General features: G+C 46.1%; 11 protein-coding genes and 1 pseudogene. 6 read left to right on the top strand and 6 right to left on the bottom strand.

What is annotated here, in order from left to right; all coding sequences use genetic code 11:
• Positions 1–583 precede the first annotated feature (583 nt).
• Together umuD and umuC are read left to right on the top strand one after the other, a co-directional pair.
• Positions 584–1,003 (top strand): translesion error-prone DNA polymerase V autoproteolytic subunit, encoded by a 420-nt coding sequence (gene umuD / locus CPY98_RS11605; RefSeq protein ID WP_072309758.1) that lies wholly within the window; start codon positions 584–586, stop codon positions 1,001–1,003.
• Positions 1,003–2,271, top strand: a complete 1,269-nt coding sequence (gene umuC / locus CPY98_RS11600; RefSeq protein WP_072309757.1) for a translesion error-prone DNA polymerase V subunit UmuC — start codon at positions 1,003–1,005, stop codon at positions 2,269–2,271. The genes umuD and umuC overlap by 1 nt, the downstream gene beginning before the upstream one ends.
• 333 nt (positions 2,272–2,604) lie before the next feature.
• On the opposite strand, the gene CPY98_RS11595 is transcribed toward umuC, so the two are convergent.
• The 3 genes from CPY98_RS11595 to CPY98_RS11585 all read right to left on the bottom strand — a co-directional run bounded on the left by CPY98_RS11595 (position 2,605) and on the right by CPY98_RS11585 (position 7,003).
• Entirely contained in the window at positions 2,605–4,218 is a 1,614-nt protein-coding gene (locus tag CPY98_RS11595; protein ID WP_072309755.1) for a restriction endonuclease, read from the bottom strand.
• 320 nt (positions 4,219–4,538) lie between these two features.
• A complete protein-coding gene (locus CPY98_RS11590) occupies positions 4,539–5,732 on the bottom strand; it encodes an MFS transporter (protein WP_096387764.1) in 1,194 nt (397 codons plus the stop codon).
• Between the two features lie 143 nt (positions 5,733–5,875).
• The gene (locus CPY98_RS11585; protein WP_096387762.1) at positions 5,876–7,003 is read right to left on the bottom strand and encodes an alpha/beta hydrolase; all 1,128 of its coding nucleotides are present in this window, start codon (positions 7,001–7,003) and stop codon (positions 5,876–5,878) included.
• A 172-nt stretch (positions 7,004–7,175) separates the two neighbouring features.
• On the opposite strand from CPY98_RS11585, the gene CPY98_RS11580 reads away from it, so the two are divergent.
• Complete coding sequence (locus CPY98_RS11580; RefSeq protein ID WP_096387760.1) at positions 7,176–8,060, top strand: LysR family transcriptional regulator; 885 nt, start codon at positions 7,176–7,178, stop codon at positions 8,058–8,060.
• A 243-nt stretch (positions 8,061–8,303) separates the two neighbouring features.
• Here CPY98_RS11580 and CPY98_RS11575 read toward each other — a convergent pair whose 3' ends face one another.
• Complete coding sequence (locus tag CPY98_RS11575) at positions 8,304–10,067, bottom strand: EAL domain-containing protein (protein WP_096387758.1); 1,764 nt, start codon at positions 10,065–10,067, stop codon at positions 8,304–8,306.
• Positions 10,068–11,046: 979 nt separating this feature from the next.
• On the opposite strand from CPY98_RS11575, the pseudogene CPY98_RS11565 reads away from it, so the two are divergent.
• From CPY98_RS11565 to CPY98_RS11550, 3 genes and pseudogenes are all read left to right on the top strand, one after another.
• A pseudogene (locus tag CPY98_RS11565) lies at positions 11,047–11,220 on the top strand (isocitrate/isopropylmalate family dehydrogenase); the annotation flags it as partial.
• Between the two features lie 331 nt (positions 11,221–11,551).
• On the top strand, positions 11,552–12,367 hold the full coding sequence (gene cho / locus CPY98_RS11555) for an excinuclease Cho (RefSeq protein WP_096388756.1): 816 nt from the start codon (positions 11,552–11,554) through the stop codon (positions 12,365–12,367).
• Between the two features lie 229 nt (positions 12,368–12,596).
• Complete coding sequence (locus CPY98_RS11550) at positions 12,597–13,034, top strand: glyoxalase/bleomycin resistance/dioxygenase family protein (protein WP_043493551.1); 438 nt, start codon at positions 12,597–12,599, stop codon at positions 13,032–13,034.
• Between the two features lie 65 nt (positions 13,035–13,099).
• Here the strand turns inward: CPY98_RS11550 and CPY98_RS11545 are convergent, their stop codons facing one another.
• Both CPY98_RS11545 and CPY98_RS11540 read right to left on the bottom strand, forming a co-directional pair.
• Positions 13,100–13,558: a GNAT family N-acetyltransferase gene (locus CPY98_RS11545; RefSeq protein ID WP_096387754.1), complete on the bottom strand. Its 459-nt coding sequence runs from the start codon at positions 13,556–13,558 to the stop codon at positions 13,100–13,102.
• Between the two features lie 145 nt (positions 13,559–13,703).
• The gene (locus tag CPY98_RS11540) at positions 13,704–14,048 is read right to left on the bottom strand and encodes a hypothetical protein (RefSeq protein WP_038502276.1); all 345 of its coding nucleotides are present in this window, start codon (positions 14,046–14,048) and stop codon (positions 13,704–13,706) included.
• Between the last annotated feature and the right edge of the window lie 194 nt (positions 14,049–14,242).

Raw genomic sequence — 14,242 nt, 5'->3', positions numbered from 1 at the left:
TATAGCTTTCTGCAAGAAGTGCATCTGTAGTCGATTCAAGCTCAGTGACAAAGCAAGAGATGACGAACTCGACTGACACAACGGGCTTGATAGTTCTCAAATAATCATAAGTGTCTCTTAATATTATATAGTCATCAGTATCTAAGTTTATAGGTGATTCCTGCTCGATTATTTGAACTTGCCTAGTGTAATTTTTACGCTTTTTCATTGAATTACCATATAAAAAAACTTCAGGCTACTTAACGGGTAGCCTGAAGCAAAGGGAGTAAAACATGCAGTTTTTTAACTTCTGAGGTAGGTATTGCAGTAACACATAGATAGTAGATTAAGCATGGGAATTTTCCATACCAGCCATAAGAATTTTTTATGTTTCAAGTGAGAGCCATTTTTCAAATGCTTGCGAGTTGAGTAAAAGTAAGCGAGTGAGCCAAGGATTTGGATAGATCTAATCTTAGAAAATATTTAATCCCTGCCTAATCAGAACATTCCCGCCTAATCGCTGTTTATCTAATCAGTGAGCTATTTCCATAATTAAAAACTTACATTATGCTGTATGTATATACAGTAATCATGGTTTGACGTTATGAAATTTTATCCAGCTGCAGCCTCTCTTTCAGTTGTATCTCTTCCACTCTTTGACAATCGTGTGCCAGCAGGTTTTCCGAGTCCTGCTGCCGACTACATTGACAAGCCAATCGATTTAAACGAGCTCTTAATTGCACACCCTGCGGCCACTTACTTTGTCCGTGTGTCCGGTGAATCAATGACAGGGGCGGGCATTTTCGACGGTTCACTGTTGTTAGTGGATTCGAGCATCAGACCTCAGCATAACGACATTATCATTGCGTGCCTTGGCGGTGAGTTCACGGTCAAGCGTTATGTCACTCGACCAAGAACGATGCTTTTAGCTGAGAACCCTGCTTATCCACCTATCGAACTTTATGAAGGGGAGGATCTGGAGGCATTTGGTGTGGTTAAGTTTGTGATTAATGAGGCGCGGTGATGTTTGCCCTTGTTGACGTGAACAGCTTCTATGCCAGCTGCGAGGCAGCATTTCGCCCCGACCTGAATGGTAAGCCAATCGTTGTGCTTTCAAATAACGATGGCTGTGTGATTGCGCGTTCTGCCGAGGCAAAAAAACTCGGGATAAAAATGGGCGAGCCTTACTTCAAGCAAAAACAATTATTTGAGCAGCACGGCGTGCATGTTTTTAGCAGTAACTACTCGCTCTATGGTGATATGAGTCAGAGAGTGATGAGGTTGCTTGATGCGATGGCACCGCGAGTTGAAGTGTATTCGATTGATGAAGCGTTCATGGATCTCCGTGGTGTGAGCCATTGCCGTAATCTTGAAGATTTTGGGCGTGAAGTACGTGAAACAATTAAGTGGAGTACGCACCTAACGGTGGGCGTGGGCATTGCCCCGACGAAAACGCTGGCTAAGCTTGCTAATCATGCGGCAAAGCAGTGGAGTAAAACTGGCGGCGTTGTCGATTTATCGAATGAGCTAAGACAGCGTAAGTTGATGGCCATCATGCCAGTAGAAGAGGTGTGGGGAGTTGGCAGACGACTTTCCAAGTCACTTAGAACTATAGGCGTTGATACAGTGCTGAAGTTAGCCGATATGGATCTGGCCTATGTTCGTAGGAACTACACCGTTGTGCTTGAAAGAACGGTGCGGGAGCTGCGTGGCGAATCATGCCTCGATATCGAAGAAGTCGCTCCAATCAAACAGCAAATTGTGTGCAGCCGAAGTTTTGGTGAACGAATCACTGAGTACCAGGATATGAAAGAGGCTATCTGTAGCTATGCTGAGCGCGCCGCGGAGAAGCTGCGCGGTGAGCGCCAGTTCTGTAAACATGTCAGCACCTTCATCAAAACATCGCCATTTGCTGCGCGGGAGTTGTATTACAGCAATTTAGCGTCTTCACGGCTAGAAACTCCCACGAATGACACTCGAGATATCATCAAACACGCATTGTCATGTTTAGATAAAATTTGGCAGCCGGGTAATCGGTATCAAAAAGCGGGGATCATGCTTGGTGACTTTTACGATAAAGGCGTATCACAGCTTAATCTTTTTGATGAGTTGGGGCCAAAGCCCAACAGCGAGTCGCTGATGAAGGTTCTCGATGAGATAAACAATAAGGGTAGGGGCAAGATTTGGTTTGCAGGGCAAGGGATCATGAAGGGTTGGCAGATGAAACGAAACATGCTTTCCCCAGCCTATACCACGCGTTTTTCAGAGTTGCCCATAGCGTTTGCTAAGTAAGTGCCTAGTCCTGTATCAGGATACAGAAAGGTATCAGTCCGCTAAGAGCGAGAAGCGGAAGTTCACTAAATCCTGAAACCATCAGGAATGGGCGCAAGCCCATGAATCTCCATGCTCGCTTCCAAGGTAGCGTAATCTACTTTCTAAAAGATAATGGTGAGGATTTCAGGGATACTTACAAATCAACGGGGAGCAATTCTGCTTAATGGGATAAGAAATAGGGCAGGAATTTCTGCCCTAAGCTAACATTCTTGAATTACTCGACAAATACTCGTGCTGAATTTCTAGCCGTGAACATTCGCGACAAACATTAGGCTAGATCTGAGTCAGTAATTAAAAATTAGGGTTGATACGTGCTGATACCCCAGCGTGCTCTTTTAAGAGGTAAAGAAGCCCGCCTCCATCAATGAGTTCGATTGGTTTGTCTTCGCAGAAACGATATGCATCTTTACCATATTGACTTGTACACACCAGAATTCCTTTGTTAGCACCTTCATTCATCATTGTTCCATAAAGATCTCTAACAGAACTAACACCGACAGTGTCTTTATATCTTTTAGCCTGAATCACCACCTTACCACCCAGGATCGGACGAGTGTCAAATGCCACCGCATCAACGCCGCCGTCTTTTGTACCTCTAGTGAGTTTCGTGTCCAGACCCATTTGAGTGAAAAGATTTGATACTAACACTTCAAATTCTGATGGTGAAAGTTCCATAAGGTTTGGACGTGTTTCAAGGACAGATAAAGCATCAGCTTGTTCAATGAAGCGTTTATCAACCATGTTGAATTCGATAATAGGCTTTACTGCCTGGAGTTCATCTGGTCGCCCTGAAACTTGTGCACCTAAACTTCTAAGGCATGCACTCTTTTCGACCCTTTCCAGTTTTATTTGGATGAAATCATCCTTATGAGCACGGGCAGACACTAATGTGACTTTGGTGTCATGCCCACTTGTAGGATCGATAGTTTCTATTACACCGTTAAACAGAACTGACGTTAAAGCAGATGCCTTGTCAGCTTCGAAAAGCTCATGCATTGTGCGGAGTGTTATCGCGGCGATTATATTTTGATAGAGTTCTTTGATCTCACCAATCTTTCGCGCTTTGGCATCAATGGCATCTCTTGTTTTGACATATCTGTATTCCAACTCGCGAGGTACTACTGCAATTTCAGGTAAGTTGTATTCAACTACCAACTCCTTACTCTCAAGTAAATAAGCCAACCTAAAGGTTTGGGGAAAGCCATTCTCAGGATATTCAGACCGTGTCAACACCATTTCGCAATAAGCCAATACGCTGTCAGGATCGCCGTTGAGATAGTCTTGCTCAAACTGATCAACTTCGTCATGCTGACTTTTTATTTCTTCAAGGTAAGCTGTTCTTCGAGTCTGATAATCAGCAATCAATGCATCAAGTTCAATTTTCTGACTTGAAAGAATAACTGAATGAGCTTCCTTACTTTTACTGAAAGACTCTTCCGCACTCTGTAATTCTCGATAATATTTTTTCTTTATCCATGGGAAAATAGTCTTCCATGCAGCTGGAGCGTTCACGATTTTCTTCTCTGGCTCAGGGTCTGGTAAGAGATGTCTGGGTGTTTTGAAGTCATCGAATTTTGGGATTTGTTTCAAGGCTGAAAAATCAATCGAATCGTCAAATTCGAGGGTATGTTCTAAAAGTGTAGAAAGCGCGGTGATATTCTCGTTCAGCTCAGCGTTTAGATCGGAAACTTCATCTTGACGCTCTTCCAAATACATAGCTTTTGCTAACTTATCAGCCTCTTTTTGCTCACGAAGTCTCTGAGCATTATCACGTTTTAATTCACGCTCTATACGTCGAACTTCGGCAAAATGATGACGTTCTGATCTCTTACGTTCACGCTCTGCTGCTGCAACGGCTCTGCCTGTAGCACGTATAAAACCTTCAAATCCTGATCTCCGTCCCATCCCAGTCCTCGCAGCCTCCAACCGAAAGTTCAATGTGTAACAAGTGAAGTTGCCTCAAGCAACCGTCCATCTAATTAACCTGCAATTAATTTACTCTATTAGCACTAAGCCAATCTATAACATTTTAGAAAAGCAATTAGCTCATATCTTAAAATGAGCAGGTTTGTTGCTTCTTAACCAATCAACGGGGAGCTCGTCATGATCATTAACTGATTCAGTGCGGATTTATCAAGGTCCGCTTCTGGCACAAAGTGGACGAGCTAACAGAGTTTAAGGTCCGCTGTGAGTGAGAATCAGACGCTTGGACGAACGTGATTACGCTAGCGCGCATTGCTATTTTTATGCGATGTGAGAAACGTCATCGCTACCGCGCCAAGAAGTATTATACCACTCAATCCGAAAGTACTTCGCCATCCCAAGCTGTCGAATACTAGACCTCCTGCTGTTGAACCAAGTGCAATCGAGAGTTGGATGACAGCAACCATGATACCACCCCCAGCCTCTGCATCTTCGGGCAGCGTACGTGCTATCCATGTCCACCATCCCGTTGGTGCAGCCGTCGCAAGCAGTCCCCACAGGCTTAGCAAAACGGCAACTGCCCAGATGCTGTGGCCTACCAGCAGTAGCGTACCGGCAATCGCTGCCATAAGCAGAGGGATCATAATTAAGGTCTGATAGAACCTAGCGTTTAGGAGTGTCGATACGATCATTGTGCCGACAAAACCTGCTACGCCTATTGCTAGCAAAATTAGGGATAGGCCAGAGGGGCCCACGCTGGTTACCGTCTCCAGAAAGGGACGCACGTAGGTAAATAAGGCAAACTGCCCCACAAAGAATAGTCCGCAGGCCACCAGTCCCGTAGGTACGTTCGAGATTCTAAACAGACGAATCATAGATCCCTGTTGCTTTTGTCTTTTATCGTTTTCCATTGAAGGTAGGCTGATGCATTGCCAAATGAACGCAGCTATGGCAACGGGAACGAGACATAAAAAAGCCCCGCGCCAACCGACGGTCGTCCCCAGATAGCTTCCAAGCGGCGCAGCCACAACGGTCGCCAACGCGTTCCCGCCATTGAGAATTGCCAGCGCACGGGGAACCTGATGCTGCGCCACGAGTCGAATGGCAGTTGCAGCCGACATTGACCAGAACCCACCGATAACGACACCGATCATAATCCTTCCCAGCATATAAACCGGATAGTTAGGTGCTATCGCGATGACCATTCCGGATATGGCCATTAAGACCGTCAGTCCCAGAAGAAGATATTTACGATTCAGATTTCCGGCAATACGAGAGATAGTCAGGCTGGTCAGTACCGCTAGTGCGCCAGATATGGCGATCCCTTGGCCTACCAGTCCTTCAGTGATGTGCATATCGTTGGCAATAAGCGTAAGCAGGCTGACAGGCATAAACTCGGAAGCGATTAGCACAAAAACGCAGAGCGTCATGGCAAACACGCCCCCCCAGTGTGCATCTGTTTTAGTGGGTGATGTTTTATGACTTACTGTGGACATTATCAGTATCTCTTTATATCGCTTCGGCGAGACTTAGCCGCAGCTAAAACAGACGCTATTCAGAGAATAACGACAAAAACGTGGGTAGGGATGGTGTATGGGAGATAAACAACCGCCTGCAAATATCAGGCGGCTCTAAGTCATTACTTTAAGTTGGTTTTAAAAAACTGCTCAAATTTAGCAAACGGGATCTTACCCGCAGCGTTGTCGTACAGGTCAACATGGTTTGCTCCCGGGACAATGACCAGTTCTTTCTCTTTGCTGCCGATCGTCTTAAAGGCATCTTCAGCAAAATAGCGTGAATGGGCTTTTTCACCGGTCACGATAAGCGTAGGGATCGTGACTTCATTTGCATAAGTCAGCAGCGGCATATTCATAAATGACAGTGGCATGGTTGCATTCCACGCGCCGGTTGAGTTGACCGAACGCTCATGAAAACCGCGCGGCATACGATAGTAATCGAAGAATTCTTTCAGGATCGGATTGGGATTGGCGGGTAACGTTTCCGGCAGAATACGACTCGACGCACTGACGTTGCCTTTCTCATCAACATAAATGTCATGCCCGCCGGGCGCGAAAGCGCCATTTTTTGCATCCTTCCAGCGCTGTGCATTCAGATACTGCAATATGGCACGACGGTCCTGTGTCGTATAACGATCTTTGCCATCTCCCACGCCATGTCCCATCGCGCGGCTCATGTCGTACATCACGCTGGTCGCCACTGCTTTGACGCGGGTATCCATCGCGGCGTCGTTTAAAGCCATACCGCCCCAGCCGCAGATACCCAGCAGCCCGATACGGTTGCGATCCACCTCTTTTTGCAGACCTAGGAAATCTACCGCCGCGCTGAAGTCCTCGGTGTTGATATCTGGAGACGCGACATTGCGCGGGTAGCCTCCGCTCTCGCCCGTATAAGAAGGGTCGAACGCTAGGGTAACAAATCCTTGCTCTGCCAGCGTCTGCGCATACAGGCCGCTGGACTGCTCTTTCACCGCGCCGAAGGGGCCGCTGACGGCAATGGCAGCCAGCTTACGCTCGCCACGATCCTTGGGAATGTAGAGATCCCCGACGAGGGTGATCCCGTAGCGGTTTTGAAAGGTCACTTTATGGTGATCAACTTTCGTGCTTTGAGTAAAGGTTTTATCCCATTTATCGACTAACGTAGCAGGCGCGTTCGGATTGGTTGTATCGGCATAACTCATATTTGAGACTCCACTTAATGATGCGCATAGCAGCATGGCACCTGTCAGTTTTTTGGTGAAAGCAGTCATCAAAATCTCCTCATAAAACATGATAGATGCAGGTTTCATACGGACAACGCTGCTGTGCTTTGTTGCAATGAGCACATTATAGTTAGCAGTAAAAGTGCTGATTAGTGGGTAAAAAATGCTAGAATTAATACCAAATTGTTCTAAATAATGGTGCGGCTGCGAGGGAGAAATTATGGCGAAACGGGAAAGCTATAACGATTTATACCTGTTCATGCAGGTGGTGCGGGAAGGGAGTTTTACCGCCGCGGCACAACGCCTTGGCCTGGCACAATCAGGGATCAGCCGTTCTGTGCGCGAACTTGAAGAACGACTGGGCGTTCAACTTCTGGTACGCACCACCCGCAAATTATCGCTCACCCATGCAGGTGAACAACTGTATGGAACCCTTGAGTCAGGATTCGACGCTTTAGATATGGGGCTAGCCACGCTAGCTCATTATCGCCAGTCCCCATCAGGTACGGTACGCATCAATGCCAGTCAGCACGCTATTGATAAACTACTCCTGCCGAAGCTTGCAGTGTTTAAGCAGCGCTACCCTGACATCCGACTGGAACTCATCAGCGAAAGCCGGTTTGTCGATATTATTGCGGAGAGATTCGATGCAGGTGTGCGGTTGGGGCCGGAAGTGGGCAGTGGCATGATTGCTGTTCGCATTTCTCCCGATATGGAGATGGCTGTTGTCGGTACGCCAGAGCACTTCCGTCGCTACGGTTTTCCGCAATCCCCCGCAGATTTAGTGACTCATCCTTGTATCGCTTATCAGTTCGGTGACGGTAGCTTGTATGCATGGGAGCTACATCAAGATGATAAAAAAATCACCCATCGGCCGCAGGGACAGTGGGTATTTGCTGACAGCTATATGGAAGCAAAAGCTGCCAGTTTAGGACTGGGACTGGCTTATCTTCCGGAAGAGTTAGTTTCCGATGATTTAGAACGAGGTAATCTAATTAGGGTTCTGCAACGTTACAGCTTACGTCTTGAAGGTTCATTCATCTATTATCCTCATCGCAATGTGTCACCCGCTCTGCGAGCAGTTATTGATACATTGAGGGTTTAAGGAATAACGACGATGTATGACATAAGACTTAGCAGGACCGTTAAACAGTTTCTGCTTCTGGCACACAGCGCGGACATTGCTGACTGAGCTGAAGGTCTGCAGTGAGCGAATAGCGGTAGTTAGAATTTGTCATGATTACCCAGGTGTAGAACTATCATTGGCGTCTGATAATCAATGGAGAGCATCTCCCTTCTTTTTCATTTATTACGTGCAGGCAACAATATGTATTTACTTAATACTCGCTCACTTTAAGGCTTTGTCTCTGGCATGATACCAAGTTTCAAAAGCATCTGGCGTCATTGGTTTAGCAAAAAAATAGCCCTGAACTTCATCGCAACCCAGCGTTCTTAAAATATCAACGGTACTGGCCTCCTCGACTCCTTCGGCCAGAACGATATAATCGAGCTGCTTGAGGAGGGTGATAACGTTGCGAATAATGATGCGGCTGGACTTGTCGTGAGCAACCTTACTTACAATAGAGCGGTCAAGCTTGATGGTGTCCATCGGGATTTGTCGCAGGTAATTAATGTTGCTATATCCGGAACCAAAATCATCCAGAGATATTTTAAATCCGCGTAGTTTGAGCATGGCTAAGCCGATAAGTGCAGCGGGGCTTTCCAGCATCTTCTCGGTTTCCAGACACTCCACCCCCAGTTGGGCGGGATCCAGATGTGCATCCAGAATTTTCTGTTCCAGCTCATCGGCAAAATCTGGTCTTGAAAAATCACTGGCGGCCAGATTTATCGACACGGTTAAAGAAAGCCCACGGCTTTGCCAGTCACTTAATTGCGCAATAGTGTGATCGATAACCCACGCTGTGAGTTCTCGCATCAGACTGGTCTTTTCGACCAGAGGAACAAACACACCCGGTAACACTTCGCCGTTTTTAGGGTGCTGCCATCTAAGCAAAGCTTCGGCCCCCGTCACACGCCCTGTCACCAGTGAGATTTTCGGCTGATAAACCAGATATAAGCCTTGGTTTTCATGTAGTGCTTGTCTGACTTCAGTAAGAAGGATGAAGTCAGTCTTCTTACGGGTATCCAGTGCATCATCATAGACTGTAAACCGGCGGCCCTGACTTATCCCTTCGTGCAACGCGCTGACAGCGCGGCGGAGAATTTCATTCGATGTCAAAGATTTATCGCAAAGCCCGGAGTCACCCATATGAATATCCAGATCAAGGGGAACTTCCGGGGTGATCCTGGCCTGAATCCCCTTAAGGCTTTGAGAGATATCTTCTAATGTCAGGGCTTTTTGCTTATGGGTAAAAAAGGCAAATCGTCCGACTGCCACGGCGTAGAGTAGCCCTGTTAAAGGTAGGCGGGCCTGCAACTCGGTGGCCATATTACGAAGAAGATTTTCGACGGCAGCCATACCGAGCGAGCGAGCCATTTCGTAGGCTAATGGCATATCAATACAATCAATAATGACGAGCCTGAATACTCCTTCAGCTGAAATCTCGATATCTTTCAACAGTCGCTGCCGGTTTGGTAATAGCGTGACTATATCGAGATAGCCCACGGAGTGCCAAGAGGCCAGAAAATCCGATATAAGCCCTGCAATCTTCTCAAAAAGATAAAGCTGCTCGTCTGAAAGTTCTCTAGGTTGAGTATCGAGAATGCACAAGGTACCTACGGGTACTCCATCTTGGGTTTTAAGTGGACATCCTGCATAAAAGCGAATGAATGGAGCTTCTTTTACCGCGTGATAGTCACGAAAGGTAGGGTGCTGATGGGTGTCATGGCAAATGAATGTCTTACTATTCTTCAGGGTCTGTACGCAAAATGCCTCACTCAGGCTGGTTTCCGTGACGGCAATATTCTGGGCGGATTTGATGTATTGCTTTTCTTCATCTAGAACAGAAACAAAGCCCATCGGCATGCTTAGCAAGTGGCATATTAGATGAGTATATTTTTCTAACGCATCATCACGACCCTTATCAGGATTTTTCAACAATTCTATTGCCGCAAGTCTTTTACTTTCATCTCTGCTTAGATCGGTCAACATGGCAAGACATCCTCCAGTGCAGTAGGCTTTTGGTTATTCCACACTCGCAGGTGGCATGTATCATTCATCTGATGGCATGTGGTAATACATACGCTGTGACCTGCCTAACTCTCACATTAAAATGTTTCTCGTTGATTGTCTCCCGGAAATATCGCCCCTGGGCTGCCAGGTAAATCTGCCCCTCAGCCAGATACTATCATCTCGCATGCTGAATGAGAGATATTTGACCAGCAGCTATGAGCGAGGAGCGGACCTAATCCTTTGACATGCCCTACAATGGGGGCTAGGTTGAACATTTGATTGTTAAACAATGGAGTTTTTATGGTCTGGCGTGTTTTTGCGCTTTTTTTTATCATATGCGCATTTGCTGTAAATGCTGCTGATGGCGGGAATGGCGGGAATGGCGGGAATTATTCTGATGGAGGCAACGGATCAGACGGTAGTAATACTGTTTCTGCTCCGGGCCGGGTGGGTTGTCCGGGCGGAACCAATCCAGACCGGTCGGGAAAATTTTATCTTCCCGGGACAAAACAGCAATGCAATCCCGGGAAGCAGGATGCAATGAAAGACTCCAGGTAAGGTAATAGCATCAAGCGTCTTAAGAGCGGCTGACCTTCCCTTCATTGGGGTTGAACTGGTCCATAAAAACTGGCCACATCATAGGAGTCTTTCTAAAACCACAAACGTCCGTTCCTGGCACAAAGCTGACTAAAAACTCACTTTTTCTCAGAACGATGAGTCTCTATTGTGAAGATAGTAGGGTAAACTGAATAGTAGCTATTGGTGATGTGAAGGCGACGCTTGCTGGCGAGACGTTCGAAATACTGAGACAGTTTTTGTATATGGGGAAGGTAAAGTGGTTCCCCAAAACAAAAATTCACTCTTATTAAATCAATGTGTTACGAAAAGCTGTTTAACGCAAAAAATAAGCTAGAGAATTTGATTTTTCTCCATTGATTCAGTAATGTAATAATGGATCGCGCAGCTGATGCTGCGCCACATGGAATGGTTCGAAGCGGCTGATTTAATTGTTAAAGGCATGGAAGGCGCGATCGCTGCCAAGACCGTGACCTATGACTTCGAACGTCAGTTAGAAGGCGCTAAGCTGCTGAAATGTTCAGAGTTTGGTGACGCGATTATTAAGCATATGTAATCATTGCATTTGTTAGATCTCGTAACGGGCGTATAACACGCCCGTTTTCTTTTGTTAGAACGCTAACGGTTATCAAGACGGGTTATTAAGGGCGCAACTTATCTTGTTGCTGTTGCCGAACCTGAAAACATCCCTTCGCAGCGTGTAATGCAGCGGTTAGGCATGACTTACAAGGCAATAGAAAGACATTACGATGTACCATGTCTAGTCTATGAATTAGGCATCCGCAGTACTAATTAGGCGTCTGTTAACAACTTTCTCTAAAGGCCACTCTTGAGCGAGTCCATCTCTGGCTGAAAGGAGGCAATAAGTGTCAATATTAGATGAGGATATGTATAAATATCCAGAGCATCTGAAGAACGAACTCGCGGCCCTCCCTTCGCGACCAGGGGTATATATTTTTCATGGTACAAGTAAGACAATGCCGCTTTATATCGGTAAAAGTGTCAATATTCGCTCTAGGGTTATGTCGCACTTTAGGAATAAGAATGAAGCAAAACTGCTTCATTTAACCACCCATATTGAACATATAGAAATGGCGGGTGAGCTAGGGACTCTGCTGATAGAAGCTCAGTTGATAAAGGCACAAAAACCATTGTTCAACAAAAGGCTGAGACATGCTAAGCAGCTTTGTTCGCTATCGCTAAAGCATAGCGGCGTTGAGGTTGTTTATGCTGGAGATCGTGGCTTTTGGCACGAAGACCAATTATTCGGTTTATTTCCCAATAAATCGTCAGCATTAGATGCATTAAGAGCGGTAGCTGATCAGCAAAGACTCTGTTATGGCGTATTAGGTTTGGAGCGTTTGGTTCAAGGACGTTCTTGCTTTCGTTATGCTCTTAAACGGTGTGCCGGCGCTTGCTGCGGTAAGGAATCGCTCGAAGAGCATCAGTTGCGTTTGGTGAAAGCGATGGAGAGCATGCGTGTGCAGTGCTGGCCATATGATGGCAAAGTTGCTGTTGAGGAAAGCAGCGAGACTCTCACTCAGTATCATATTATTAATAACTGGTTTTACTTAGGGACAGTCGGAAGCTTGCAAGAGGCCAAATCAATCAACACTACGGCAGATTGCTTCGATAGGGACGGATACAAAATATTATGCAAACCGTTATTGAGTGGGAAGTTTAATATTATTGCTTTGGAATGAATTGAAGTTATTCCCGCTACAATCTTTTATATTTAATGCTCACTGCCGCTTAGTTCGTATTGGAGTACTCATATATGCTGGTGCCGTGTCTTGCTAAATCTCTTATGAGCGAGGCGTAGATGCAATGGATTCCGCTCATATGGCACCGAGATGTCAATATTAGACGTGGCGGTTTAGTGAGTCGTAGTATAAATTTAGAATTCAACTTCAGACAATTAGGGAAGCCGGCATGTTGCAGAATTTACAGGGAATTGAAGTTTTGTTTGTAGCAGGGTTTGGCCCAATCTCGCAGAATACTGAATCCAGCTCCGAATTTTATGTGCAGGTACTCGGTCTACCGCTTAAACCAATGGAAGGTAACAGTGATTACCTGCTGTCGGAAGAGTGTATGCTGAAGGGCGTTAAGCATTTTGCCGTCTGGCCGTTATCACAGGCTGCAAATTCATGTTTTGGTGCTGACCAGTGGCCAACCGAATACCCAATACCGCAGGGATGGATTGAATATGAGGTACAGGATCTCGATTCAGCTACTCGTATCTTGAGCGAGAAGGGTTATCGCTTGTTGGTGGCTAACCGCATGGAGCCTTGGGGGCAAGCAGTGACTCGCCTGCTTAGCCCTGAAGGGTTGCTCACTGGGCTTACAATAACCCCATGGCTTCGTGGGTAATTCAGACGAGTTGTTGCCAGCAACAACGCCCGCAGGCGACGCCAAGCCGTCAGGCGCGGTAAGACTCAGGCGTCCGCATACACCATATCCTGATGGGGGATGCCGTCATCCAGGTATTCATCGGACACCGTTTTAAACCCGAATCCCACATAGAATCTGACGAGGTGAGACTGCGCCGAGAGCTTTATCGCCTTGTCTGGCTCATTATCGTGGATAAGGGACATTGTTTTTTCCATCAACCTGAAGCCCAGCCTCTGCCCCCTGAATGTGTCATCAACAATTACCCGCGTGATTTTGGCCGCATCCGGTGAGTCATCCACATGCAGCACCCTCGCGTAGGCGACAAGCTTTTCGTTGCTGTAGCCAACAATGTGGAGGGTACTTTCAGGCAGATCCTGCCCGTCAATATCCTGAAAAGGGCAGGCCTGCTCCACGACAAAAACCGCGATGCGCAGTGCCAGAATATCATGTAACTGCCGTGCGCTGAGGCTGCTGCCCCGCAATGCCTTCCAGCTTATTTCCATCTTTAATCCTCACCTTATGTCTTGACCATTATGTTACGGCCATGCCGGCCTTAACGCGTCCGGCTGGCTCACGCCAAAAATCACCAGCAGACCGCCGAAAGTTCTGTCGCTCTTAATCTTTATCGCTTTTGAGTCTAGTGTGATATTAACGTTTTTTATTTATAACTGGATAAAGCATGAACAATGGTATTGATAACAACGCACAAAGCATATATGAAAAAATAAAAAGTCCCCGTGACGGGCCATCAAAAGTAAAATAATATCGCCACGTTTCTTTTTTCATTATTTTCATTGCTAACTGCTCTAAAACAAAGAAAGAAAAAGGATAAATAACTGCGCCTATTGCTAAATAGATAGCAACATACGGCATATAGGGTATGTATGCAGGAAAGATCAATCCATCTTGTAAGTCGTTCAGAATATTGTAAGCAAGAAAGCCGGGGCCAAATAAACCCCAGAAACAGTTTTTTAGATAATATGTGACAGTCATTTCATGAGCTTATTGAGATGCTTGTTGCAGAAGATTGTATCTGAGGGGGAGTAAGAGTGGCAAGGCCGTAACCGCTTAAGCAGGTTTGGCCCACAGCTCGTTGAGTAGCAGAAACTAATATTAAACGCATGTAATCGAGTCATGTCTAAACATAGCAACGGGAGCCTAGTGCTCCCGTTTTGTTATTATTTAAT

Source organism: Hafnia sp. CBA7124, from assembly GCF_002355555.1.
GTDB lineage: Bacteria > Pseudomonadota > Gammaproteobacteria > Enterobacterales > Enterobacteriaceae > Hafnia > Hafnia alvei.
The sequence above is the reverse complement of the archived record's forward strand: the minus strand, read 5'-3'. Positions and strand labels throughout refer to the sequence as shown.